The sequence below is a fragment of the Rhizobium hidalgonense genome, from assembly GCF_005862185.2.
GTDB lineage: Bacteria > Pseudomonadota > Alphaproteobacteria > Rhizobiales > Rhizobiaceae > Rhizobium > Rhizobium hidalgonense.
In genome coordinates this window covers 643596-669195 of sequence record NZ_CP054027.1, presented here as the reverse complement: position 1 = coordinate 669195, position 25600 = coordinate 643596, and the positions used below count along the sequence as shown (strand labels likewise).

The window sequence follows — 25600 nt, the reverse complement described above, 5'->3', positions numbered from 1 at the left end:
GCTAGCGCTGCAGCACGGCGATCGCCTGCTCGTAAACCGCCCGGCTGCCGGCGGCGATAATCGAGCCGCCGTTTTCCGGCCGTCCGCCATCCCATGTGGTGATGATGCCCCCCGCCCCCTCGATGACGGGAATGATGCCGCCGACGTCATAGGGCTTCAGGCTGTTTTCGACGACGAGATCGATATGGCCGGCGGCAAGCAGCGCATAGGCGTAGCAGTCGCAGCCGTAGCGGAAGAGCCGCACCTGGCCTTCGATCTCGCGGTATTTCTCCATCTCCTCGCCGGCGAAGAGATGCGGTGAAGTCGTGAACAGGATGGCGTTCGAAAGCGCGTCGCACTGGCGCGTCGCCAGCCGCCGTTCGCCCTCAGGCCCGCTATAGATCGAACCATTCTGGTCGGCGAAATAACGCTCGCCGGTAAAAGGCTGTTCGATCATGCCCATGATCGCCCGCCCTTCCTTCTGCAGGCCAATCAGCGTCCCCCACACCGGCAGGCCTGATATGAAGGCGCGCGTGCCGTCGATCGGATCGATCACCCAGATGTAATCGCGGTCGAGGCCGATATTGCCGTGCTCTTCGCCGAGAATGCCATGGTCGGGGAAATTCTCTTCGATCAGCGCCCGGATGGCGAGTTCGGCCGCCCGGTCGCCCTCCGTGACCGGATCGAAACCGGAGGAAAGCTTGTTGGTGACATCGAGGCCGGAGCGGAAACGCGGCAGCGTTTCGGCCCTGGCGGCCTCCGCCAGACGGTTGAAGAACGAGCGGTCAGGAAGCATGGTCGATCCGTTTGCTGGCGGGAGTAGTGCTGTCATATCGAAAAGTAGAAGGAATGCAAACGCGGGGCGTTCGGCGGGGGCTGCCCAAAGATATCGCAACGCAATATATTGCTTGACATTTGTGCAACGCAATAGTAGCGTCTTCCGTACAGTCTTCTGACTGTAAATACCCTCCTTGGGTGTTTCCTCCCTAGACTAGCCGCGCTTCGAGCGCGGTTTTTTTTGGCCGGAAAGACTGGCCGGAAAATCTTGGCGAAATCGACGGAGGCTATTCGGCGGCCAGCGCCCGATCGCCGGCGAATTTCTCGACGTAATCCGCCATCTGCTGCATGAAGCCCGTGACCGCGTCAGCGACCGCGGCGAAGTCGGCGCGTTTTTCCAGCGTCACCTCATCGACATAGATCGCCCGGTTCACTTCGATCTGCAGCGCATGCAGGCCGCGCGAGGGCCGGCCATAATGTTCGGTGATGAAGCCGCCGGCATAGGGCTTGTTGCGGATCGCCGCGAAGCCCATTTCCTCGAGGATAGCAATGGCGGCGCGCGAAAGTTCGGCCGAAGCGCTGGTGCCGTAGCGATCGCCGATGATGAAATCGGGCCGCGAGGTGCAGCCGGCGACGCGCACATTGCCGGGCATCGAGTGGCAGTCGATCAGCACGCCGAAGCCGAACTGCACGTGGGTGCGGGCGATCAGCCGGCGCAGCGCCGCATGATAGGGCTTGTAGACCGCTTCGACGCGGTCGAGCCCTTCCTGCACCGGCAGGCGCCGCGCATAAATCTCCATGTTCTCGGCGACGATACGCGGAATGGTGCCGAGCCCGCCGGCGACCCTCAGGGAATTGATATTGGCATAGGGCGGCAGCAGCCCGTCGAACATGCGCGGATCGAGTTCGTAGGGCTCGCGATTAACGTCGAGATAGGCGCGCGGAAAGTTGGCGGCCAGGAGCGGCGCACCGAGCGCGACGGCCGATCCGAACAGCTCGTCGACATAGTGATCCTCGGAACGGCGGATGGCGATGCCCTCGAGCCTGGACTGCGCGATAAATTCCGGTGGATAAATACGGCCGCTATGAGGGGAGTTGTAGACGAAGGGAATGGTCTGCGACACGGGCTCATGAACCTCAAAAAGCTCGTATTCGCGTATCTCCGGCACTTTCGGCCCTCTTTACCATGTCATGAACTGGCTGCTTTGCGCATGTTGCCAGTTGCCCGGCCCCAAGTCCATACTATGTAGGAGGGATGCGGCCGCGCACAGGCAATTCACCGGTTGTTTACCGGGTCAAGACTAGTGTAAACGCCGGGCAGCCCACCAAAACTTATTGATCAGCGGTCTGGATTGATGACTCAGAAGATACTTCTCGCAGAAGACGACAACGACATGCGCCGCTTCCTGGTGAAAGCGCTTGAAAAGGCCGGTTACAAGGTCCTTTCCTATGACAATGGCGCCAGCGCCTATGACCGGCTGCGCGAGGAGCCGTTTTCCCTGTTGCTGACCGATATCGTCATGCCCGAGATGGACGGCATCGAACTGGCGCGCCGCGCCACCGAACTCGACCCCGACCTGAAGGTGATGTTCATCACCGGTTTTGCTGCCGTGGCGCTGAACCCTGATTCGAAGGCGCCGAAGGATGCCAAGGTCCTTTCCAAGCCTTTCCACCTGCGTGATCTCGTCGACGAGGTCAACAAAATGCTTGCCGCGTAAGGCTTGCCGGGCGGCGTATCACAAAACTGAAAAAAGCCTATTGACGGCTCCGAAGGTTTTGTGATCTATGCGCCGCCATCGGATGGGCGTGTAGCTCAGCGGGAGAGCACTACGTTGACATCGTAGGGGTCACAGGTTCAATCCCTGTCACGCCCACCATCCGATCTCCCTGACATTGTTGACAGATCCCCGGCCCGGGGACTTCCGGCCTAATCTGAGCACGCGGGTTTTCAATTGGTCGCGGGATGACCCGTGCACATGGAAAATGGGGGGAGGCATGGCGCAAAGGACTGGGACACGTAAGGCAATATCCATCATCCTTGGCCTCGTGCTGGCAGGGGTTGGCCTGCTCGGTTTCGGCTATATGCTGTTTCATGCTGTCGAACCCGTCAGCATAAAGATCTGGCTGCTTCCGATCACGTTATTCGCGGCTGGATCAGCGATCCTCTGGGACGACTTCAAAAGTTCCTAGCCTCCTCAACGTCCGTGTGACGACGGAGTAGACCAAAATTAGTCACAGAACAGTGCCAAAGGGTGGCTATAAACGCATGGCCGATTCGCCGTCGCAGACAGATGGGGTTAGACAGACAATGAGACTTTTCGCACCGGCAGCCGCCCTTTTTTCCGCCGCCCTTGCCCTGCCGGCCTCCGCTGCACCGGCCTCCCCGCCTGAGACATTTCCGGGCGCGCCCGGCGTCATTACGCTTTCCGGCAAATGCGCCAAGCTTGTTGTCGCCAAGTTCGACGCCACCAAGGGCTGCAAGAACGAGCTTGCCAGTGTCACTCTGGCCAACGGCACGGTGACGTTCATCTTCACCTCGGATGGTAAGGCGCTCGGCTTCCAAGGCGACGGCAGCGGCATCAAGCCTGCCTCCAACGGCAATGCGCGTCTGCCGCTTACCCTCGTCACCACGGGTGTCGGCAACAAGATGACCGGGGAGGTCAAAGTCGCCGGCTTCTGCACTTTCGGCAATCCCTATGCCGGCAAGCCGATCGCCATCGAATGCACGGCCGAAAGCAAGGATTCCTCGTTCACCGGCAGCTTCCGCACCGGCGGCAAGCTGGTGAAAAAGGGCAAATAGTCCCTATCAGGCGCACCATGCGCCGCCGGCGGCCCCCGGCTTGCGCGCCAGCCCCTCATTGATCAACTGCGCGCCGAAAGAGCGCCCGTCGCGCGAGACGACTCGCGGCGCGCCCGAAGGCTCCGTCTTGCCCGCGGCATTCATGGTGAAGGGGCCGGCGTTCAGAAGCCCCAGCAGCCGGGACTTGGCGGCAAAGGCCACCCGGCGTTCGCCGTCACAACGTGCCTGGTCGACGACAGGGCTTGCCATATCGGCGATCACGATCTTCTCGCCCTTGTACCAGAAGACACCGCCATCCCCGACACAGTTGATATGTGCGCCCTGGCCGCAATAGCCGAAGGCGGCCGTCCCCGTTTCCGCCGCGGAAGAGGTCTGGGCCGGCACGGCTTTGACCGGCTGGATCGCCGGCGTCGGGATCGTCGCCGGCGGCAGCAGTTGCGATTGATTTACCGGCGGTGCTGCTTTCGGCGTGGGTGTGGCAAGCGCCACCTGCTTTGGCGGCACGTCTTTCCTGGCTAGAGGTTTCGGCTCCGCCGCTTCCCGCGCGATCGGCGCCGATTGCCGAGCAAGCATCGGCTGGATACTCTTCCAGTGGTCGTGCGCGACGATACCGCCGATCGCGGCGATGCCGATTACTGCCCAGGGCAGCAATCCGCCACCGCTGCTGCGCGTTTTGCTCTTTCCTCTCGCCGGCGCCTTGCGGCGGCCGCGTGTCGCTGTCTTGGCCATCTGTCCGATTCCCGTGAGGCCGCAATTATCGCCGCCCAATCCTTTCTGAAAGGTTGGCGCGGCGGCAGGACAATGCCGGGTTCACCGATCTTTGTCTCGAAAGACCTGCGAGCAGCAGAAGCGCATCGGCGAATCCATGCGCATCAGGGAAAAAAGCCGAACAAATCCAGCGCTCACACGTTAGCCAGCGAAAAATTCACACGTTATAGGAAAAATCCATGGATCTGATCCTCGCCGACATGATACCGGCGTCGCGTATCCACTACCCCGTCATCTTCGCCCGCCTGCTCGGCGCCATCGTCTTCGGCGGGCTGATCGGCTTCGAGCGTGAGGCACGCGACCGCCCGGCAGGCTTCCGCACTCATATTCTGATCAGTCTCGCAGCCGCCCTTTTCGCCATCATTTCGATCGAGGCAGTGCACATGCCGGGTTTTGCCGATGACGAGCAGGTGCGGATCGATCCGCTGCGTGTCATCGAAGCCGTGACCGCCGGCGTCGCCTTCCTTGCCGCCGGCATGATCGTCTTTGCCAGAGGCCGGGTGCACGGGCTGACGACGGGGGCCGGCATGTGGCTGTCCGGCGCGATCGGCCTTGCCATGGGTTTCGGTTACTGGCCTGTCGCCTTCATGACGACGCTAGGCGCCATCTGCGTGCTCTTCGCCTTCGGCAAGCTGGAGCAACGGTTCGGCTACAATTCCGCACGGCGCGCCGATCGGGATGACAACCAATAGAAAAAGAGAGGCCCGGCATATGCCGGGCGCCCGTATCGAGGTGACTGTCTGCTGGTCATTCCGAGCGTGTGGCCGGAGGATCGCTTTTCCCAGTCGGTGCAGTGCCGCCGATGGAGACCAGCGGCTTCGGGCGTTTGCCGATATCGATGCGCTCGTCCGCCGCCTCGCGTAAGGCCTGCCATTCGTTTTCGTGCCGGATAAAGATCTCGCGGGGCACAAAGTTGATCGTCATATTGTTTTTACCCTGTTTCAATTCTGCCGTCAGCGCGCCAAGCAGGCTTGCGGAATTCTGGTTATTTCTTGGCGTCTCGGCCTTTGATGTCGGGACCGCCCTTGGAAAGATCGGCACCGGTAACATGGGCCGGCACGTGAATGTCGTGATAGACGCCCGGTGTCAGCGTCAGGTCGACATGATGCGGCGGCAGCACCTGCGCCCTCTGCATGCGGTTCGGCTTCGCCCGCTTCATGCGGTCGGACGCCTCGGTGCGTTTGTCGGGAACATGGGTCGAAGTGTGCATCATCGGCCTCCTTTTTTAAGCTCAACCAGGGTCTAACGAGCAGGCGCCGGGATGGTTCCAAAAAAACACTTCATCTCAGCGCGGCCGCCGGCCTTGACTGGCTGGGGAAGTTTATTAACTAAGGCCTGTCCCGCAGCCTTCCAGACATCGGCTACGGGTAATTTGGTGCCGGGCCCCTCTGGCGAGAGTTTTTTACGGCGCTCTCGTGATGTCGGTACCGCCTGCAGCTTAGCCGGCGGATTTTTCATCGATGAACAAGCTCAACATGCCTGATCCGCATGCCCGTTGTGGCATGCCGCGTTTCCCCCTCTCCCTCTCCACCATGATTTGCGGGCGCGAGGTGCGGCCATGAACCAGCCCGCGACCCACCACTCCTCACTCAGCTATTTCCGCTGGGCCTTCATCGTCACTGCCCTCGGCCTCGTTCTCGGCGCCGTGCTCGGCTGGCAGACCACAGGCACGATCGGCGGCATGGCGACCGTCTTCTTCATCTGCACGGTGCTCGCGGTGCTGGAGATTTCGCTCTCCTTCGACAATGCCATCGTCAACGCCAACAAATTGAAGGAGATGACGCCGGTCTGGCAAAAGCGCTTCCTCACCTGGGGCATCATTATCGCCGTCTTCGGCATGCGCATTGTCTTCCCGCTGGCGATCGTTGCGATCGCGGCGCGGATCGGCCCCTGGGATGCGCTTGTCCTTGCCGCCCGTGAGCCGGAAGAATATGCCCGCATCATGAATGACGCGCATCTGCCGATCGCAGCCTTCGGCGGCACCTTCCTGATGATGGTCGGCCTCAGCTATTTCTTCGACAATGAGAAGAAAATCCATTGGCTCCGCGGCCTGGAAAAGGTGATGGCGCGCTCGGCCACCATCAGGGGCATCGAGATCGCTTTCGTTCTGGCGCTGATGCTGGCTTTCTCCTGGCTGATCGGTGGCGACGAGGCCAGCGTCTTCGTCCATTGCGCCATCTACGGGCTGCTCACCTTCCTCGCGGTCGAAGTGGTTGGTGAGTTGCTCGATGCCTCGCAACAGACGATGAGCGCTGCCGCCAAGGGCGGCCTCGGCGCCTTCATCTATCTCGAGGTGCTGGACGCCAGCTTCTCCTTCGACGGCGTCATCGGCGCCTTTGCGCTGACGCAGAACCTCTTCGTCATCGCCATCGGCCTCGGTATCGGCGCCATGTATGTGCGCTCGATGACGATCATGCTGGTGGAGAAGGGGACGCTTGCCGAATACCGCTATCTCGAGCACGGCGCCTTCTACGCCATCCTGATCCTATCGGTGATCATGTATGCCCAGACCCTTGTGCACATCCCCGAAGTCATCACCGGGCTCGGCGGGGCGACGCTGATCGGTCTGTCGCTCTGGTCGTCCATTCGCCACAACAAGCGCGAGCGGGTAGAAGATCACGGCTCCGGGCAGGAAGAGCTTCACGCCTGATGTCACAGGCTGCGGCGCCGCTTCAGCCAAAAATAAAGCCCGCGACCATCCGGTTGCGGGCTAATTCATTCATGCAAGGCTTGAAGTTTTAGCGGGAGAACTGGCCGAAGGAGCTGGGCTCGATGCCGAGTTCCCTCAGGTCGGCGGCGCGTGGCCGGCGGCCGGCTTCAACGGCGGCGCTGACAGCATTTGCGGCCCCAAGCACGGCAAATGCGCGACCAAAGAAACCCGTGCGGACTGAATTGCGGATGGCGGACATTGTCCATTTCCTCTTTTTTTGATTGACTGCTTGTAGATGGTATCGCGCGGATATCTCCACAATGCTCAGAAAATCACCTCAGCTATGCAGAAACAGGAGGCCGACGCATGTCTCCATGGCCGGCCTCGAGGGAGGGGTATGTCGTGGTCTTTTTCTTGGTTCTAGTCTTCGTTTGCAGCCAGCTGCGACAGCACTTGGCCCCTGCCGCGAATCCGCAGGATCAGCGGGATGAGAAAGGCAGCCGCCGCCACGATGAGCAGGCCCGCCGCGATCGGCGACATCACCAGCGTCGTGACATCGCCCTGGCTGATCGCCAGCGCCCGGCGGAGCTGCTGCTCGGCAAGCGGCCCAAGGATCAGGCCGACGACCGCAGGCGCGATCGGATAACCGAAGAGCCGCATCAGATAGCCGAGCAGGCCGAAGGCGAGCAGCATGCCGAGTTCGAACACGGATGGATTGGCACCGATCGTTCCAAGCGTCGCAAACAGCAGGATGCCCGCATAAAGCCACGGCTTCGGGATCGTCAGCAGTTTTACCCAGAGCCCGATCATCGGCAGGTTCAAGACCAGCAGCATTGCGTTGGCGATGAGCAGGCTGGCGATCAGACCCCAGACGAGCTGCGGATTGGTGGCAAACAGCAGCGGCCCCGGCTGCAAGCCATATTGCTGGAAGCCGGCAAGCATGATGGCCGCGGTTGCCGTCGTCGGCAGGCCGAGTGTCAGAAGCGGCACCAGCGTGCCGGCGGCCGACGCGTTATTGGCCGCCTCAGGACCGGCCACGCCTTCGATCGCGCCGTGGCCGAACTCCTCCGGGTTCTTGGCCAGCCGCTTTTCGGTGGCATAGGAGAGGAACGTGCCGATCTCGGCGCCGCCTGCCGGCATGGCGCCGATCGGGAAACCGATCAGCGTGCCGCGCAGCCATGGCTTCCACGAACGTGACCAGTCCTGCGCCGTCATCCAGAGCGAACCCTTGACCGCCTCGACCTTCTCCGCGATCCGGTTGCCCTGCGCGGCAATATAAAGCGTCTCGCCGATCGCAAACATCGCCACCGCAAGCGTCGTCACCTCGACACCGTCGAGCAGGTCGGGGATGCCGAAGGACAGTCGCGCCTGCCCCGTCTGCTGGTCGATGCCGACCATGGCGAGCGCGAAACCGATGAACAGCGACGTCAACCCTCTCAATGCCGAATCGCCGAAGGCCGACGAGACGGTGACGAAGGCAAGCACCATCAGCGCGAAATATTCGCGCGGCCCGAAGACCAGCGCCAGCTTGACGATATAGGGAGCGATGAAGGCGAGCCCGAGCGTGGCGATCAGGCCGGCGACGAAGGAGCCGATCGCCGCGGTCGCCAGCGCCGGCCCGCCACGCCCGGCGCGCGCCATCTTGTTGCCCTCGAGCGCAGTGACGATCGAGGCGCTTTCACCCGGTGTATTGAGCAGGATCGAGGTTGTCGAACCGCCATACATGCCGCCGTAATAGATGCCGGCGAACATGATCAGCGAGCCGCCGGGATCGAGTTTGTAGGTGACGGGCAACAGCAGCGCCACGGTGAGTGCCGGGCCGATGCCGGGAAGGACGCCGACGGCGGTGCCGAGTGTCACGCCAACTAGCGCATAAATCAGGTTCATCGGCTGCATCGCAACCAGGATACCCTGCCATAGGAATTCGAATGTGCTCATCTTGGTGTCCCAATCGGCGTTCCCGACCATGCGATTTCAGGGTCAGGCGCCGCGCAAAATCAAAAGAGCTGACAGCGCGTCCCGCGCGGTCAGAAGAACAGATGCTCGAGTGGGCCGGCCGGCAGCGTCAGCTGTAGGAGCTGCGAGAAGATCGCCCAGACGACGAAGCTGAGGACGATGCCGAGCGGCAGCGAGATCCAGAGCTTGCGTTTGCCGAAGCCGCGTGCCGTCAGCGCGAAGAGGACGCCGGTTGCAATCGAGAAGCCGGCGACGCGCAGAAGCAGCATCTGGCCGGCCAGACCGGCGACGATCCAGATGACCGGCGCCACTTCCTGCTGCTCGCGTTCCGGAAAATCGCCGCGCCAGGCTTCGAAAGCGGTCCAGATCCCGAGACAGAAGAGGCCGAACGCCACCACTTCGGGCACCGTCGCCGGGCCGATGCGGTCGTATTGTGCGATCGTTTTCAGATGTGAGGCATCCCAGGCCATCACGCCGGCGACGACGAAGAGGAAAACGGCAATGATGAACGCCGCCCAATCAGGGCGGCGTGTCGTTGCCGAGGAGGTGTTATCCTCGCTCATTGAACAAGTCCGATATCTTTGAGAATGCCTTCAGTGGCAGAGACATCCTTTTCCAGCTGCGCCTTGAAGGCGTCGCCAGACAGATAGGTGTCGGCCCAGCCCTTGGTCTTCAGAGTTTCCTGCCAGGTGGCGGAGCTATGCAGCTTCTCGAAATCGGCGGTGACGCTTGCCACCTGCTCCGGCGAAAGGCCGGGGGCCGCGGCAACCATGCGCCAGTTCTGGATGGTGACGTCGGTGCCGGCTTCCTTCAGCGTCGGGGCATCGACGCCGTCGATGCGCTTGTCGCTGGATACGGCGAGAAGACGAAGCGTGCCGGATTTCACCTGCGATTCGAACTCGCTGTAGCTCGAGACGCCGGCCGTGACCTGGCCGCCGAGAATGGCGGCAAGCGCTTCACCGCCGCCGGAGAAGGCGACATAGTTGATCTTCGTGGGGTCGACGCCGGAGGCCTTGGCAATCAGGCCGACGGTGATGTGGTCGGTACCACCGGCCGAACCGCCACCCCATGAAACCGCGCCCGGATCCTTCTTCAGCGCCGCAACCAGATCGGCCATGGTCTTGATCTCGGACGCAGCAGGAACGACGACGGCTTCATATTCACCGGTCAGACGGGCGATCGGCGTGACGTCCTTGAGCGTCACCGGCGACTTGTTGGTGAGGATCGCCCCGACCATGACATAGCCGCCGACGATCAACGAGTTCGGATTGCCGGCAGCCTGGCTGGCAAACTGTGCCAGGCCGATGGTGCCGCCGGCGCCAGGCACGTTCTGGACCTGCACGTTGCCGGAGATCTTCTCCTGCTGCAATGCGGTCTGCAGCGAACGGGCCGTCTGGTCCCAGCCGCCGCCGGGCGCCGCAGGCGCGATGATGGTGTAGTCGGCGGCATAGGCTGGCAGCGCGATGGTCGCTGCAAGAAGAGTTGCGATGAAAGTGTGCTTCACGATGTGTCCTCCGTGGGCGGCTGAGCAAACCGCCTGTTATTCTCAAGGGAATCGGAAGGAATGGCCGGCCAGCGGACGCAGGTCCTAAATGACGAGCAGAATACCTCCCAAGGCTTCAGCTCTCCGCCTCCACGGAGAAGAAGTAGCCAAAGCCACCACAACAAGCTGTCATTTAGCTGACATCGGCGAGATATCCAGGAGAAGAGGCCACTTTTTTGCCGTAATTGGTAGCTGCCGGCCCGAATCCCGGCTCCCAAATGCGGACCGGCTCAAGCTGGCGACTTCACTGCGCCCGCAGAACCTCGTTCCAGTGCGCAATCAGCCGCGCCCGTTTCACCTGGTCGAGATAGACCATCAGCCCGGGGCTGACCGGCACTGGCCGAAGTTGGGCGCCGAGCAGTTCCTGCAGCGTATTGGCGGTATTCTCTCCCGCCACCTCTGGGCTGACGGCCGGGATCTGCAGCTCGCGCGCCATGATCGTCTGCCCCTCCCTCGACATGAAGAAGGTGAGATAGCGCCGGCCGAGCTCCGGTTCGGCGGCGGCCTGCGGCACCAGGCCGATGCGCGACATCACCACGGTATAGTCCTTCGGCAGCACGATGCCGACATGCGGATAGCGCGAGGCCCAATCGGCCGCATAGGAGCCGAGAATATTGTAGCCGAGCACGAAGCGCCCATCGGCAACACGCTCGAGGATCGCCGAACTCGTCGAATAGAGCTTGACGCCGGCCGCCCCCATCGCGCCGATCACCGACCAGATGTCGCCGAACTGCTCCTGGTCGCGGGCCATGAACAGAAAACCGACGCCGGAGCGCTCGATATCGTAGGTGCCGATCCGCCCATAGACATCATTGCCCTTGCGCTTCAGGTAATCGACGAATTCCGCCCGCGAGCTCGGAACCGGCTCATGCGCAAAACTCGGCTTATGGTAGACGAACACCGCCGGCTCAAAGGTCAGCGCATAGGCGGTGTTGCGCCAGTTTGCCCATTTCGGCCATGCAGCGCTCATCGGCAGATTGCTGACCTGCGCATATCCGTCATTGGACAGCTTCACCTGCAGGTCCATCGCCGAGGAAAAGGCGAAATCCGCCGTCTTCTTGCCGGCATCCGTCTCCCTGACGATCCGATCGTAGATATCACCGGTCAGCATGTCCTCGTATTTGACCGCAACGTCGGGATTGGCGTCCTGGAAACCCCGAATCATCGGCTGCGCCAACGGCTCGTCGAGCGAGGAATAAACCGTCAGCACCGGCGCATCGGCCTTGCCCGATTTCGCCGCATAGAAGGCCTGATCGGCCAGCGCAAAGCCCGGCCAGAACGCCAGCAGCAAGACGTAAACTCTCCACATGCCCCAACAATGCCTGAGGGCGCCGGGAGGAGCAAGGGCGGTGGACCTAGGCGACGACCCATTCCATCAGCGCATTTTGTGCATGCAGCAGAAAAGCCTTGGCGGCGCGGCATTGGCAGCGCGGATGCTCCATCGCTTCGGCCGTCACCTCCTCGCCGCGTCTAACCGGCGGGCATGGCAGGAAGATCGCATCCTTGCACAACCGATCGAGAATATCGGTACCGATCCGGTAGCCGGCGAGCACGTCTCCGGCCACGTCACCCGGCCACGAATCGGTGATGACCACGTCGGCATCCGATAGCTCGCCCATATCGGTGCTCACGCGAAAACGCTTGTTGAGCAGCGCGGCATTCCTTATGTGCCAGCGTTCGGGGTAGACCTGCACCACCTCGATCGGCAATGCGATCGACGCTTCGGCCCAGGAGCGCAGGATATTTGCATCCGCCGCCAAGCCAACGACCTTCAACCCCTCGATCGAGCCACGCCGGCTCTCGATATAGGCAAGGTCGCCGAGCGTCTCGCAAGGATGGTTGGAGCGTGTGCGCGCATTAATGACAGACACGGGCGCGGCTGCCGCCACCGCCTTCAATGTCGCAAGCTCTTTCGTGCGGATCACCAGCATGTCGAACCAGTTGCCGAGATAACCGCCAAGATCGCCGGTCTCCTCTCTGACATTGAAACCGATCGGCACCTGCACGCAGAGACCGCCCATCGCCTGGATGCCGAGATCGAAGGCACTCGTATTGCGCCAGCCGCCGTCGTCGGCAATCAACCCGACGCGTTTGCCCGCAAGGCTCTGCGGCATGGTGCGCTCATGCCAGGCTTTGGCGAGCACACCGGCACGAGCGATAATCGATCGAAGTCCGGCCTCCGGAAGATCATGAAACTCCAGAAAATTCCCGGCCGAACCTGCCATCCAAAATCTCCGCCGCTAGGAAACGTCGCCACAATAACCGGCGCCGGCCTCACGGCAACCGCGAATCACATTCCTTCCGGTGTTGGATAATCGTCCTCCCGGCCGCGCCCCTGAGCCTGCTTACGCGTCAAACTCATCGACGGCCAATTTTATAGTGTCGATCCCGAAGCATCCATCAAAGCAAATCGCGCCACCGCCTCCGATTAGAATCGTCTTTTTTATCACAAAGGATTAGAGCTGGATGCCATCCTTCACCCATTCAGAGTATTGATGAAGAGCGGCGACGCTATATGGTCGCGCTGCCGCGTCGAACCGTCGAATCCGCCCGAATTTCTATTCAGGGGGCGACTCTGCACGACAAAAACTCTATAAAAAACTGGGCTAAACTGGGAAGATCCATGGGAGGGGTCATGGAACGCCGACTGAGCGCTATTCTTGCTGCAGACGTCGTCGGCTACAGCCGACTGATGGGCATCGATGAATCCGGCACGCTGCAGGCGCTGAACCGCCATCGTTGTGAACTGGTCGACGTTCGTATTTCAGACTATAAGGGCCGCATCGTCAAACTCACCGGCGACGGCATCCTTGCCGAATTCCAGAGCGTGGTGAATGCGGTCGCCTGCGCCGCCGAAATCCAGCGCAGCATGGCCGCCCGCAACGAGAACGTGCCCCAGGATGAGCGCGTCGAATTCCGCATCGGCATCAATCTGGGCGACGTCGTGGTCGAGAACGGCGATATCTTCGGAGACGGCGTTAATCTTGCCGCCAGACTTGAGCGTATCGCAGCACCAGGCGGCATTGCCGTGTCGGCCTCGGTGCGCGATCAGGTCGGCTCCCGCCTCAATCTCGGTTTCGATTTCATCGGCGAGCATATGCTGAAGAACATCCGGCAGCCCGTGCAGGTCTATACCGTCTCCCTGACGCCGCCCTCCTCGGCGAAATTGGTCGCGCAGAACCGCAATACCTGCTTCATCGCGGTACTGCCCTTCACCAATATGAGCGGCGATGCCGACCAGGACTATTTCTCCGACGGCATCACCGAAGACATCATCACCGATCTCTCCAAGATCTCCAGCCTGCACGTCGTGCCGCGCAATACCATCTTCACCTACAAGGGCATATCGGTGAAGGTGAAGCGGCTTGCCCAGGAATTGGGCGTGCGCTACGTGCTCGAGGGAAGCGTGCGCATCTTCGGCAATCGCGTGCGCATTTCCGGCCAACTGATCGACACCGCCAATGGCGATCATCTCTGGGCCGAGCGTTATGACCGCGACCTGACCGACATCTTCGCCATCCAGGACGAGATCACCCATGCGATCGTCGGCCAGTTGAAGGTGCGCCTGCTGCCGGAAGAAAAGAAGGCGATCGCCAATGAGCCGACCGCCAATGTCGAGGCTTATACCTATTATCTCCGGGGCCGCCAGCTTTCCCACACCTGGACCAAATCCTATCTGCAGCTTGCAAGGCGCATGTTCTGCAAGGCCGTCGAACTCGACCCGGACTATGCCCGCGCCTATGCCGGTATCGCCGATTGCGACGCGGCGATCCGCGACTGGGCCCCTGACGACGTGCCGCTGAGGCGCATCCTCGACATGAGCGCCCGCGCGCTTGCGCTTGATCCCGACCTTCCCGAGGCCCACGCCTCTCACGGTCTCGCCCTGCATCAGAGCGGTTACGACGACAGGGCGGCGGCGGCCTTCGAACGTGCCCTGGCGCTCGACCCGAACCTCTTCGAGGCGAATTTCCATTATGCCCGGTTCTTCTTCATGCACGGCAACTTTGCCGAATCGGTTCAATATTTCACCCGCGCCGCTGCGATCCGCCCCGACGACTATGTCTCGCCGATCCACCTGATGTCCGCCTACCGCTCGCTCGGCCGAGTGTTGGATACGGAAAATTGGGCGCGTCTCGGCTTGCTGCGCGCCGAACGCGCGCTGAACCTCAATCCGGAAAATTCCGGCCCAGCCCATCGCGGCGCGTTGGCGCTTGCGCATATGGGTGATGTCAGCAGGGCGCGCGACTGGGCCGCCCGCGCCATCGCCATCGATCCCGACGACATCGTCGCGCAGTATAATCTCGCCTGCGTCTATTCCGTCCTTGGCGATGCCGACCAGGCGATCGATCTGCTTGAGAGGCTGCTGCCGCACAGCTCCGTCTACCATATCAAATGGTTCAACAATGATTCCGATCTCGACAACATTCGCGACGATCCCCGCTTCCAGAGACTGCTGGCCGCCGCAATGATGCAGCGCGAACGGATCGAAAGGACCGGCAGCTGAAATCCGCTTCCCCCATGCATTCACCCAACTTCGAAAATCGCTGTGACATCGCTCCGCCACCTCTGTAATCTCCGCTGAAAACAGAGGGACATCCGTGCGCATCCTGCTCACCGAAGACAATATCGCGCTGGCCGACGGCCTGTCGGCGATCTTGCGTGGCACGGGTCATGCCGTCGATGTCGTCCATGACGGCGCATCCGCCAATGCGGTCATCGCCGCGGAAAATTTCGATCTGGTCATTCTCGACCTCAACCTGCCCGAGATGGACGGGCTCGACGTGCTGCGCGCCATGCGCGCCCGGCAGAACCAGGCGGCCGTCCTCATCCTGACGGCGCGCGGCACACCCGAAGAACGGGTGAAGGGCCTCGATCTCGGCGCCGACGACTATCTGATCAAACCCTTCGACATATCAGAATTCGAGGCCCGCGTGCGTGTGCTGCTGCGCCGCCAGGCCGGCTTGCGCTCGGCGACCGTCAGCTTCGGCGGCATCTCCTTCGATCTCAATTCCCGGGCCTTTTCGGCAGGCGCCACGCCGCTTGATATTCCCGCCCGCGAGCTTGGGCTGCTCGAAATTCTTTTCATGCGGGCCGGCAAGGTTGTCGCCAAGGAAGCGATCATCCAGTCGCTGACGGCCTTCGACGACGACATTTCGGCAAACGCCATCGAGCAATATGTCAGCCGCTTGAGGAAACGCCTCTCGCCGCACGGCCTGACGGTCAAGACCGCCCGCGGCATCGGCTATTATCTCGACAAGCTCCCCGAGGCCTCATGAAAACCGCCTATTCCCTCAGGCGCCGGCTGCTCTTCTGGCTGCTTGTCTCCACCGCCGTCATCGGCACGCTGGCGCTTGCCGATACCTATCGCGAGGCGGTCCAGACCTCGAACATCGTCTCCGACCGCGTGCTCGCCGGCTCGGCGCTGGCGATCGCCGAACGCGTCGTCGTCGCCGAGGACGGCACGCTGCAGGTCGATATCCCCTATGTCGCGCTTGAAATGCTGACCTCGGCCGCGCAGGACCGCGTCTTCTACCGCGTCGACGGCCCGCCGGGTAAATTCATCACGGGCTACCAGTCGCTGCCCGTTCTCAACAAGACTCCGGCCAATGCCGCAGCCTTCGCCGACGACAGTTTCCGCGGCGAGCCGATCCGCGTCGCCACACTCGAACGCTCCGCTTCGACGGGCATCCGCTCCGTGCCCTTCGTGGTGACGGTCGCCGAAACCACCATCGGCCGCCGGCAACTGGCGCAAGCAATCCTCGTTCGCTCGGCACTGCGCCTCGCCTTCATGATCGCCGGTGCGGCCGTGATCGTCTGGATCTCGGTCACGGTGGCGCTGCGCCCGCTGTATAAGCTCGGCGACGCCATCGGCGAACGCAGCCCCGATGATCTGCATCCGATCGAGCAGACTGTGCCGAGCGAGGTCGAGCCGCTGGTCGATACGGTGAATGGCTTCATGGTCCGCCTGCAATCGGCGCTCGATGCGCTGCGCCATTTCACCGGCAATGCCAGCCATCAGTTGCGCACGCCGCTGGCGATCATCCGCACTCAGCTCGCGCTTTCCGCCCGCGCCGGATCGCTTGCGGAGGGCCAGGCGGCAGCGCTGAAGGGGGATCAGGCCGTGGCGCATGCCGAGCGCATCCTTGCCCAGCTTCTGCTGATGGCAAAGATCGACGCCGCCACCGCCAAGGAAGCGCTGACTGCCTCAGCCATTGATCTCGCCGCCATCGCCCAGGAAATCACCGGCGAGCAGATCCCGACGGCTGCCGTTGCCGGCATCGACCTCGGCTTCGAGGGCGAGAGCCCGGCGATGATCCGCGCCGAGCCGCTGCTGATCGGCGAAATGCTGCGCAACCTTGCCGGCAATGCCATTGCCTATGCCGGCAAAGGGGCTGAGGTCACCGTCCGCATCATCGCGGCAGCGGAGACGATCCGCCTCGAAGTCGAGGACAACGGCCCCGGCATTCCACGCCACAAGCTGGAGGCGGTGCGCGGGCGTTTTTCGCGCGGCAATGACACAGGTGCGCCGGGCGCCGGCCTCGGCCTGCCGATCGTTGAGGAAATCGCCAATCTTTTCAACGCCAACCTGACGCTGGAGCCAGGCCCGGACGGCAGGGGTCTGAAGGCGGCCGTCACCTTCGCCAAGGCGGCGTAAAAGCTTTCGGCCCCTACATCGCCGTGTGTCTTTTCAGACGCGCTAAGGACGCTGTAGCACTTTGAATCGCTGCATAATTGCTTAAGTCGATTCCGATTTAGGGAGAATTATGCCGGTGACCTTTCCAGCTTGCTTTCTTTCGCTGCATTGCACACACTGATTTTGGGAACAGCAAGCCGCACGACGATGCGCGCCGGAAAAAAGTAAAATATGTCGATCAAAGCCAGCATCTATCATCTGACGCATTATACCTATGACAAGCCGATCCGCCTCGGCCCACAGATCATCCGGCTGAAACCTGCCTCGCATTCGAAGACACGGGTGCTCAGTCACTCGCTGAAGGTCACGCCCGCCAACCATTTCGTCAACCTGCAGCAGGACCCCTACGGCAATTACCTTGCCCGCTACGTCTTCCCGGATCCGGTGACGGAGTTCAAGATCGAGGTCGATCTGGTCGCCGACATGACGGTCTATAATCCCTTCGACTTCTTCGTCGAGGAGGAGGCGACCAAATGGCCGTTCGGCTATCCGGAAACGATCCAGGAAGATCTGTCGATCTACATGACGCCGGAACCGGCCGGCCCGCGGCTGAAGGCGCTGTTGCCGACGCTCGACTGGTCACCCGGCCAGCCAACGGTCGATATGATCGTCGGCCTGAATGCCCGCCTGCAGCGGCAGATCGGCTACGTCATCCGCATGGAAACCGGCGTGCAGACCCCGGAGGAGACCCTGGAAAGCGCCAAGGGCTCCTGCCGCGATACCAGCTGGCTTCTCGTCCAGATCCTTCGTCATCTCGGCCTGGCCGCCCGCTTCGTCTCCGGTTACCTCATCCAGCTGACGCCGGACCTGAAGGCGCTCGACGGCCCCTCCGGCACCGAAGTCGATTTCACCGACCTGCATGCCTGGGCGGAGGTCTATCTGCCTGGCGCCGGCTGGGTCGGCCTCGATCCGACCTCCGGCCTGCTGACTGGCGAAAGCCACATCCCGCTTGCCGCCACACCGCATTACCGCAACGCCGCGCCGATCTCCGGCGGTTATTTTGGCGAAGCCGAAACCGAATTCGCCTTCGACATGAAGGTCTCGCGCGTCGCCGAACACCCGCGCATCACCAAGCCCTTCTCCGATGAAAGCTGGGATGAGCTCAACGACCTCGGCGAGAAGGTCGACCGTATCCTCGAGGCCGAAGACGTGCATCTGACGATGGGCGGCGAGCCGACCTTCGTTTCGATCGATGATTTCCAGTCCGAGGAATGGAACACTGCCGCCGTCGGTCCGACCAAGCGCGAAAAGGCTGACAGCCTGATCCGCCGACTGCACGAACGCTTCGCACCCGGCGGCTTTCTCCATTACGGCCAGGGCAAATGGTATCCGGGCGAAAGCCTGCCGCGCTGGACCTTCTCGCTCTACTGGCGCCGCGACGGCAAGCCGGTCTGGCAGAACCTCGATCTGGTCGCCGCTGAAGGCAAGGATACTGGCGTCACCGCCGAGGATGCCGGCAAGTTTCTGGCGGCGATCGCAAAGGAACTGGCGATCAAGCCTGACATGGTGCAGCCGGCCTATGAGGATCCGGCCGACTGGATCATCAAGGAAGGCAATCTTCCCGAAAACGTCGATCCGGCGAATTCGAAACTGAAGGATCCCGAGGAACGCAACCGCATCGCCCGGGTCTTTGCCCGTGGCCTCACCGTCCCCACAGGTTACATCCTCCCGGTTCAGGCATGGAACGCCAAGGCGGCTGAAAGCCGTGTTTGGATCAGCGAGAAATGGAACACCCGCCGCGGCAAGATCTTCCTCGTTCCGGGCGACAGCCCGATCGGCTACCGGCTGCCGCTCGGCACCCTGCCCTATGTTCCCCCGGCACGTTATCCCTATATCCATCCCGCCGATCCGACGATCCCGCGTGAACCGCTGCCGGACGTTTTCGTCCCGGCCGGCCGCGCCATGCCGGAAGCCTCCTTCCACGCCGGCGAGAGCAATCGCAGCCGGATCGAACAGACGCTCGGTGACATCGGCGGCGCTGTGCGCACCGCCATGTCGGTCGAGCCGCGCGATGGCAGGCTCTGCGTCTTCATGCCGCCGGTCGAGCGCATCGAAGATTATCTCGAACTGATCGCCGCTGCCGAAAACGCCGCCGCCGAACTCAAGCTTCCCGTCCATATCGAAGGTTACCCGCCGCCGCAGGACGAGCGCATCAACGTCATCCGCGTCGCCCCGGATCCGGGCGTCATCGAGGTCAACATCCATCCGGCCTCGAACTGGAAGGAATGCGTCGACATAACCACGGCGGTCTACGAGGAGGCGCGTGACACCCGGCTCGGCGCCGACAAATTCATGATCGACGGCCGTCATACCGGCACCGGCGGCGGCAACCATGTCGTCGTCGGCAGCGCCAATCCGAACAACAGCCCCTTCCTGCGCCGTCCCGATCTCTTGAAGAGCGTCGTCCTCCACTGGCAGCGCCACCCCTCGCTCTCATACCTCTTCTCCGGCATGTTCATCGGCCCGACCAGCCAGGCGCCGCGCATTGACGAGGCTCGTCACGATAGCCTCTACGAGCTGGAAATCGCCATGGCGCAGATCGCTGCCCCCGGCCGCGGCCAGCCGCCGCTGCCCTGGCTGGTCGACCGCCTGTTCCGCCACCTTTTGACCGACGTTACCGGCAACACCCACCGCGCCGAAATCTGCATCGACAAGCTGTTTTCGCCGGAAGGTCCGACCGGCAGGTTGGGCCTCATCGAGTTCCGCGGCTTCGAGATGCCGCCGAACGCCCGCATGTCGCTCGCCCAGCAATTGCTGGTGCGCGCGCTGATCGCCCGCTTCTGGGTCAACCCCGTCGACGGCAAATTCGTCCGCTGGGGCACAACCTTGCATGACCGTTTCATGCTGCCGCATTTTGTCTGGGCCGATTTCCTCGACGTGCTCGCCGACCTTCGCGAAAACGGCTTCGACGTCAGTCCGGAGTGGTTCAAGGCCCAGCTCGAATTCCGTTTCCCCTTCTGCGGCGAGGTCGAATACGAAGGCTCCAAACTGGAGCTGCGCCAGGCGCTTGAACCCTGGCACGTCATGGGCGAGGAAGGTGCGCCGGGCGGCACCGCCCGCTACGTCGACTCGTCCGTCGAGCGCCTTCAGGTGCGGCTCGAAACCAGCAATACGGCACGCTACACCGTCACCTGCAATGGCCGCGTCCTGCCGCTGACGCCGACCGGCACCTCCGGCGTATCGGTCGCCGGCGTCCGTTACAAGGCATGGCAGCCGGCCTCCGGCCTGCATCCCGTGCTGCCGATCAACACGCCTTTGACTTTTGACATTTATGATACATGGTCGAAGCGTTCGATCGGCGGCTGCATCTATCATGTTGCCCATCCGGGCGGCCGGACCTATGACACCTTCCCGGTCAACGGCAACGAGGCGGAAGCAAGGCGGCTCGCCCGCTTCGAGCCGTGGGGACATACGGCGGGCGGTTATATCCCGCGCGCCGAGACGGGTTCGCTTGAATTCCCGCTGACGCTGGATCTGCGGCGGCCCGCCGGAATTTGAAGCCGGGGGTGAAGCTAAGGTTAAGGCCGGGGGTTTAGGGCTTGGGTTTTGATGGGTAAGAGGCCGGCAGTAGAGCGCAGGGAAGAGACAGAGGACCGCACCAGCAAACGTGCGGCCTTCGACTATGCGCCGCTTCCTGGCACCGCCGACGAGATGGTCGACAACAAAGGCGTTGTCCGCCCGGTCTGGAAGAATTTCCTCTCGCATCTGAGCGCAATGCCGGAAAAGGATCTCGCCGAGCGTTTCGCCCGCGCCGACCGTTATCTCCGGGATGCCGGCGTCTTCTACCGTGCCTATGGCAGCAGCAAGGGCACCGGCGAACGCGCCTGGCCGATCTCGCATATTCCGGTGCTGATTGACGAGCGCGAATGGCAGACGCTGTCGGCCGGCCTCGTTCAGCGCGCCGACCTGCTCGAGGCCATCGTTGCCGATATCTATGGCGACAACCGGCTGGTGGAGGAAGGCGTTCTGCCGCCGGCGTTGATGGCCGCCAATCCCGAATTCCAACGCCCGCTCGCCGGCATCCGGCCGGCCTCCGGCCATTATTTGCATTTCTGCGCCTTCGAGATCGGCCGCGGACCCGACGGCAACTGGTGGGTGCTGGCCGATAGGACACAGGCGCCGTCGGGCGCCGGGTTCGCGCTGGAAAGCCGCGTCGCCACGACCCGGGCCTTCTCGGATATCTACGCCGAAACCCCCGTCCACCGCCTCGCCTCCTTCTTCGGCGCCTTCCGCGACGCGCTGCAGGGCATGAAACATTCGGGCGACGCTCGCATCGCCGTGCTGACGCCAGGCCCCGCCAACGAGACCTATTACGAGCACGCCTACATCGCCCGTTATCTCGGCTTCATGCTACTCGAGGGCGAAGACCTCACCGTCGTCAAGGGCCGCGTCATGGTGCGCACCGTCGCTGGCCTGAAGCCGATCGGCGTGCTCTGGCGCCGTCTCGATTCGGCCTTTGCCGACCCGCTGGAGCTGAACCAGAATTCGCATATCGGCACGCCCGGTCTCGTCGAAGCGCTGCGCGCCGAGAGCGTCACCATCGTCAATGCGCTCGGCACCGGCGTTCTTGAGACCCGGGCGCTTCTGGCCTTCATGCCGACCATCTGTCATCGGCTGCTGGGGCAGGATCTGCAACTGCCCTCGATCGCCACCTGGTGGTGCGGCCAAGAGGAAGAGCGCGAGCACGTCGCCAAGAACATCGAGAAGATGGTGATCGGCCCGGCCTATTCCCGCGCCCCCTTCTTCGACGACAGCGGCGAATCCGTGCTCGGCTCGTCACTGCGTGCGGCCGCCAAGGATTCCATCACCGACTGGCTGCGTTCGGACGGACCGAAACTTGTGGGACAGGAGGTCGTCACGCTCTCGACGACGCCCGCCTGGGTGGACGGCAAGCTCGTGCCGCGGCCGATGTCGCTGCGCGTCTTTGCCGCCCGCACCGCGAGCGGCTGGCAGATCATGCCCGGCGGTTTTGCCCGCATCGGCTCCGATGCCGATGTCGCGGCGATCGCCATGCAGTCGGGCGGAGCGGCCGCCGACGTCTGGATCGTCAGCGACAAGCCCGTCGAACGCCACACGCTGCTGCCGGCCGAAGGCAGCTTCACCCGCAACATGCCGGGCAGCCTGCCAAGCCGCGCGGCCGACAATCTGTTCTGGCTCGGCCGCTATATCGAGCGCGCCGAAGGGGCGCTGCGCATCCTGCGCGCCTGGCATGCCCGTTATGCCGAAGCCGCCGATCCGAGCCAGCCGCTGCTCGCCGACGTCTCCGCCTATCTCTCAGCCGTCGATATCGACACCGCCGCGGCCGTGCCGGAGACGCTCCTGCGCCACATCGACAGCGCCGTTTATTCCGCGAGCAATATCCGCGATCGTTTCTCGCCGGATGGCTGGCTCGCACTCAACGATCTCGCCAAGACCGCACGCCGCTTCCACGTCGCCGTCGCGGCCGGCGATGACGCCAGCCACGCGATGACGATCCTTCTGCGCAAGCTCGCGGGCTTTGCCGGCCTGGTGCACGAGAACATGTACCGTTTCATGGGCTGGCGTTTCCTCTCGCTCGGCCGCTATATCGAGCGCGGCCTGCACATGACGCGCCTGCTCGGCCACATGTCCGGCCCGGAAGCGCCCGACGGCGCGCTCGACATGCTGCTCGAGATCGGCGACAGCGTCATGACCCATCGCCGCCGCTACAACGTCAACACCGCACGGCTGACCGTCACCGACTTGCTGGCGCTCGACCCGCTCAATCCTCGCTCGATCCTCTTCCAGGTGAACGAGATCCATCACGAGGTCGAACAACTGCCGAACGCCCTGATCAACGGCCAGATGTCACCCTTCTACCGCGAGGCGATGCGGCTCCATTCCGGCCTGGCGGTGATGACGCCGGAGGGCATGGGGGCCGAGGTCTATCAGCGGCTCGAACGCGAATTGGAGCAGCTTTCCGATCTGCTCGCCCAGACCTATCTCGGGTGACGGCGATGCATTACGATCTTTCGCTGCGCATGGGATACAGCTACGATGTGCCGGCCTCCGGCGCCCGCCACATCATGCGCCTGATGCCGCTGTCGCTGACCAACCGGCAGCGCCTGGTCGCCGGCTCGATCACCATTTCGCCGACGCCGGACGAGCAGTCGCATTTCGTCGATTTCTTCGATCATCCTGCCACCTCCTTCATGCTGCGCGCGCCCCACGAGACGCTCGACATTCGCATGCAGGCTCGCGTGCAGGTGGAAAGCCAGCCGATCGCCGCCGATTTCTCGCCGCTGCTGGCCGACTTGCCGGAGGAGATAGCAGGCATCTGGTCCTTGGCGCCGGATTCGCCGCACCACTTCATCGGCGACAGCCCGCGCCTGACGCAGGCGCGCGAGATCAGCGATTATGCCCGAAGCTGCGCCATGCCTGATCTGACGGCAATGCAGATCGCCTATGCGCTGTGTGCCCGCATCTATAAGGATTTCACCTACGACGCCGAGGCGACGACAGTCGACACGACCCCGCTCGAAGCCTTCAGGCTGAAGCGCGGCGTCTGCCAGGATTTCACCCATATCATGATCCTGGCGCTCCGAAGCCTCGGCATTCCGGCCGGCTATGTCTCCGGTTTCCTGCGCACCATCCCGCCGCCCGGCAAGGAGCGGCTGGAAGGGGCGGACGCCATGCATGCCTGGGTGCGGATCTGGTGCGGCGAGACCATCGGCTGGATCGAGCTCGACCCGACCAACAACATACCCGCCGGCACCGACCATATCGTCGTCGCCTATGGCCGGGACTATTCCGACGTCGTTCCCGTCATCGGCGTATTGAAAAGCTATGGCGGCCAGCGCGCTGTCCAGGCGGTCGATGTGATCCCGCTGAAATAATCCCAAAACTGGAAAAATCCGCTCATTCGTTAAACTTCTATTGACGCCGTAAGGACGGCGTAAAGAAGCAGCAATGCCTAATGTAACCCACAGGGTCTATTTCGGGTGAACATGATGAGCACCTCCTTCTTGCATCCCTGCCAGCGGCGCATGTTGAGCGACCGCGGCGGGAATTTCGGTATTATGACGGCGATCATGATGCCCGTTCTTCTCGGCGCCGCCGGGCTGGCGATCGACTATTCGAACATGGCGCTTTCGCAGCGCCAACTCCAGGAAGCAACCGATTCTGCAGCACTTGCTGCTGCAACCGCACTTGCAAGTGGCACCGTCGCCGACGAGGCGGCGGCAAAGATCCTGGCGAAGAATTTCGTCGTGGGACAAATGGCCAACTCTGTCGGGGCGGCTTCGGGGAGCGCAATCAGAAATGCGACGAACGTCGACATCGACACCTCTACCTCCTCGACAGGCAAGAGCTATAGTGTCGCGGTAACGGCCTCATACAGTCTTAGTCTGACGCCGTTCATGAATATCCTGGGCCACTCCACGAAGAACATCACCACCACCAGTTCGACAACGAGCGGCACCAGCCAAACGAAGAGCGCTCTCTCGATGGAACTCGTCCTCGACCAATCCGGCTCAATGGGCGAAGACACCAATACATGCGCCCAATACAAAAAAAACGGCACCACCTGTAAGGCCTACGTCATCAAGATCGACGCCCTGAAACAGGCAGCCGCCTCGCTCTTCGATGCTCTCGACCAGGCGGATCCACAGCACACACTCGTACGCACGGGCGTCATCTCCTACAGTAACGGATTGTTGCGCGATCCCTGGACCAATAAGGTCACCAGTGTCAGCGCCATGGACTGGGGAACGACCAAATCCCGAGACTATGTCAAGACCATTGCGCCGACACTTGGCACCGATGCCACCGAACCGATGCAGTCGGCCGACGACACGATCAAGAAGAATGCGGACAACACCGACGCCGAAAGCGTGGAACATAAGAAGAAGGGCAATTCCAAGGTCGACCGGTTCATCGTCCTCATGACCGATGGCCAAATGACCGGGAATAGTGACACTTGGAACAGGGACAAAGATCAAAGCGTCCGCGACAAGTGCGATGCCGCCAAAAAGGACGGAATTACCCTCTTCACCGTGGCCTTCATGGCGCCGGACAAGGGCAAGAGCCTTCTCCAATATTGTGCGTCGCCGGGCGGCAACTACTACGAGGCCGAAACTATGGAAAAGCTGGTCGACGACTTCGAGAGCATCGCTCAGACGGCCACTAAGGCCGCAACCCTGCTCACCAACTGACGTCGCTGCGGCAGGACCGCGCTCAAACAAAAAGCCGCGCCGGAACAAACCGGCGCGGCTTTTCGTTTATCGCGGCCACATCTCGGGAAAAGCGATTGAATTCAATTCCCCTGAACCCCGTGAATATGCAGGTTTCGCAATTTTTTCGTTTGTCCAAATCCTTTGTTGCAAGTGCTTCCTAACGATGCATAAACTGTCGTTGAGACAAGCGACAAATCGATTAAATCAGGCATAACGTCCTGAAACCAAATTAAAATTGGCG

The 25600-nt window shown here is 62.2% G+C and carries 23 protein-coding genes and 1 tRNA gene; 13 read left to right on the top strand and 11 right to left on the bottom strand.

Annotated features, from left to right (window positions below; genetic code table 11):
- Nucleotide 1: 1 nt before the first annotated feature.
- The gene (hisN, locus tag FFM81_RS03130) at nt 2-775 is read right to left on the bottom strand and encodes a histidinol-phosphatase (RefSeq protein ID WP_097533138.1); all 774 of its coding nucleotides are present in this window, start codon (nt 773-775) and stop codon (nt 2-4) included.
- A gap of 268 nt (nt 776-1043) precedes the next feature.
- Nucleotides 1044-1925: an N-formylglutamate amidohydrolase gene (locus FFM81_RS03125; RefSeq protein WP_003566537.1), complete on the bottom strand. Its 882-nt coding sequence runs from the start codon at nt 1923-1925 to the stop codon at nt 1044-1046.
- A 186-nt stretch (nt 1926-2111) separates the two neighbouring features.
- Between FFM81_RS03125 and cpdR1 the strand changes: the two genes are divergently transcribed.
- From cpdR1 to FFM81_RS03110, 4 genes are all read left to right on the top strand, one after another.
- Complete coding sequence (gene cpdR1 / locus FFM81_RS03120; protein ID WP_003542883.1) at nt 2112-2474, top strand: response regulator CpdR1; 363 nt, start codon at nt 2112-2114, stop codon at nt 2472-2474.
- An 84-nt stretch (nt 2475-2558) separates the two neighbouring features.
- Nucleotides 2559-2633, top strand: a tRNA-Val gene (locus tag FFM81_RS03115).
- A gap of 118 nt (nt 2634-2751) precedes the next feature.
- Entirely contained in the window at nt 2752-2946 is a 195-nt protein-coding gene (locus FFM81_RS33210; protein ID WP_003566538.1) for a hypothetical protein, read from the top strand.
- A 118-nt stretch (nt 2947-3064) separates the two neighbouring features.
- The gene (locus FFM81_RS03110; protein ID WP_025417045.1) at nt 3065-3556 is read left to right on the top strand and encodes a hypothetical protein; all 492 of its coding nucleotides are present in this window, start codon (nt 3065-3067) and stop codon (nt 3554-3556) included.
- 6 nt (nt 3557-3562) lie between these two features.
- On the opposite strand, the gene FFM81_RS03105 is transcribed toward FFM81_RS03110, so the two are convergent.
- Nucleotides 3563-4285, bottom strand: a complete 723-nt coding sequence (locus tag FFM81_RS03105) for a hypothetical protein (RefSeq protein ID WP_003566540.1) — start codon at nt 4283-4285, stop codon at nt 3563-3565.
- Between the two features lie 218 nt (nt 4286-4503).
- Between FFM81_RS03105 and FFM81_RS03100 the strand changes: the two genes are divergently transcribed.
- Nucleotides 4504-5016 carry an MgtC/SapB family protein gene (locus tag FFM81_RS03100; protein ID WP_003566542.1) on the top strand — a complete coding sequence of 171 codons (513 nt, stop codon included), beginning with the start codon at nt 4504-4506 and terminating at the stop codon, nt 5014-5016.
- Nucleotides 5017-5071: 55 nt separating this feature from the next.
- Here the strand turns inward: FFM81_RS03100 and FFM81_RS03095 are convergent, their stop codons facing one another.
- Both FFM81_RS03095 and FFM81_RS03090 read right to left on the bottom strand, forming a co-directional pair.
- The gene (locus tag FFM81_RS03095) at nt 5072-5248 is read right to left on the bottom strand and encodes a hypothetical protein (RefSeq protein ID WP_003566543.1); all 177 of its coding nucleotides are present in this window, start codon (nt 5246-5248) and stop codon (nt 5072-5074) included.
- A gap of 61 nt (nt 5249-5309) precedes the next feature.
- Nucleotides 5310-5537 carry a hypothetical protein gene (locus FFM81_RS03090; RefSeq protein WP_025417047.1) on the bottom strand — a complete coding sequence of 76 codons (228 nt, stop codon included), beginning with the start codon at nt 5535-5537 and terminating at the stop codon, nt 5310-5312.
- 345 nt (nt 5538-5882) lie between these two features.
- Here FFM81_RS03090 and FFM81_RS03085 point away from each other — a divergent pair, with 345 nt between their 5' ends.
- On the top strand, nt 5883-6974 hold the full coding sequence (locus FFM81_RS03085) for a DUF475 domain-containing protein (RefSeq protein WP_003566545.1): 1092 nt from the start codon (nt 5883-5885) through the stop codon (nt 6972-6974).
- 88 nt (nt 6975-7062) lie between these two features.
- Here the strand turns inward: FFM81_RS03085 and FFM81_RS03080 are convergent, their stop codons facing one another.
- The 6 genes from FFM81_RS03080 to FFM81_RS03055 all read right to left on the bottom strand — a co-directional run bounded on the left by FFM81_RS03080 (nt 7063) and on the right by FFM81_RS03055 (nt 12698).
- Nucleotides 7063-7233: a hypothetical protein gene (locus FFM81_RS03080; RefSeq protein ID WP_003566546.1), complete on the bottom strand. Its 171-nt coding sequence runs from the start codon at nt 7231-7233 to the stop codon at nt 7063-7065.
- 161 nt (nt 7234-7394) lie between these two features.
- Nucleotides 7395-8912, bottom strand: a complete 1518-nt coding sequence (locus FFM81_RS03075) for a tripartite tricarboxylate transporter permease (protein ID WP_025417048.1) — start codon at nt 8910-8912, stop codon at nt 7395-7397.
- 89 nt (nt 8913-9001) lie between these two features.
- Nucleotides 9002-9493 (bottom strand): tripartite tricarboxylate transporter TctB family protein, encoded by a 492-nt coding sequence (locus FFM81_RS03070; protein WP_003566548.1) that lies wholly within the window; start codon nt 9491-9493, stop codon nt 9002-9004.
- The gene (locus FFM81_RS03065) at nt 9490-10434 is read right to left on the bottom strand and encodes a Bug family tripartite tricarboxylate transporter substrate binding protein (protein ID WP_003566549.1); all 945 of its coding nucleotides are present in this window, start codon (nt 10432-10434) and stop codon (nt 9490-9492) included. The genes FFM81_RS03070 and FFM81_RS03065 overlap by 4 nt, the downstream gene beginning before the upstream one ends.
- A 283-nt stretch (nt 10435-10717) precedes the next feature.
- Complete coding sequence (locus FFM81_RS03060; RefSeq protein ID WP_025417049.1) at nt 10718-11764, bottom strand: ABC transporter substrate-binding protein; 1047 nt, start codon at nt 11762-11764, stop codon at nt 10718-10720.
- A gap of 64 nt (nt 11765-11828) precedes the next feature.
- Complete coding sequence (locus FFM81_RS03055) at nt 11829-12698, bottom strand: ornithine carbamoyltransferase (RefSeq protein WP_138385331.1); 870 nt, start codon at nt 12696-12698, stop codon at nt 11829-11831.
- A 410-nt stretch (nt 12699-13108) separates the two neighbouring features.
- Between FFM81_RS03055 and FFM81_RS03050 the strand changes: the two genes are divergently transcribed.
- The 7 genes from FFM81_RS03050 (at nt 13109) to FFM81_RS03020 (ending at nt 25338) form a co-directional block, all read left to right on the top strand.
- Nucleotides 13109-14977, top strand: coding sequence for an adenylate/guanylate cyclase domain-containing protein (locus FFM81_RS03050; protein WP_097533136.1), 1869 nt, complete (start codon nt 13109-13111; stop codon nt 14975-14977).
- A gap of 94 nt (nt 14978-15071) precedes the next feature.
- A complete protein-coding gene (locus tag FFM81_RS03045; protein ID WP_025417052.1) occupies nt 15072-15749 on the top strand; it encodes a response regulator in 678 nt (225 codons plus the stop codon).
- Nucleotides 15746-17128: a sensor histidine kinase gene (locus FFM81_RS03040; protein ID WP_025417053.1), complete on the top strand. Its 1383-nt coding sequence runs from the start codon at nt 15746-15748 to the stop codon at nt 17126-17128. The genes FFM81_RS03045 and FFM81_RS03040 overlap by 4 nt, the downstream gene beginning before the upstream one ends.
- Before the next feature lie 210 nt (nt 17129-17338).
- On the top strand, nt 17339-20665 hold the full coding sequence (locus FFM81_RS03035; protein WP_138385330.1) for a transglutaminase family protein: 3327 nt from the start codon (nt 17339-17341) through the stop codon (nt 20663-20665).
- A gap of 51 nt (nt 20666-20716) precedes the next feature.
- On the top strand, nt 20717-23137 hold the full coding sequence (locus tag FFM81_RS03030; RefSeq protein WP_138385329.1) for a circularly permuted type 2 ATP-grasp protein: 2421 nt from the start codon (nt 20717-20719) through the stop codon (nt 23135-23137).
- A gap of 5 nt (nt 23138-23142) precedes the next feature.
- Nucleotides 23143-24021, top strand: coding sequence for a transglutaminase family protein (locus FFM81_RS03025; RefSeq protein WP_003566563.1), 879 nt, complete (start codon nt 23143-23145; stop codon nt 24019-24021).
- Nucleotides 24022-24132: 111 nt separating this feature from the next.
- On the top strand, nt 24133-25338 hold the full coding sequence (locus FFM81_RS03020) for a vWA domain-containing protein (protein ID WP_003566564.1): 1206 nt from the start codon (nt 24133-24135) through the stop codon (nt 25336-25338).
- Nucleotides 25339-25600: the final 262 nt, after the last annotated feature.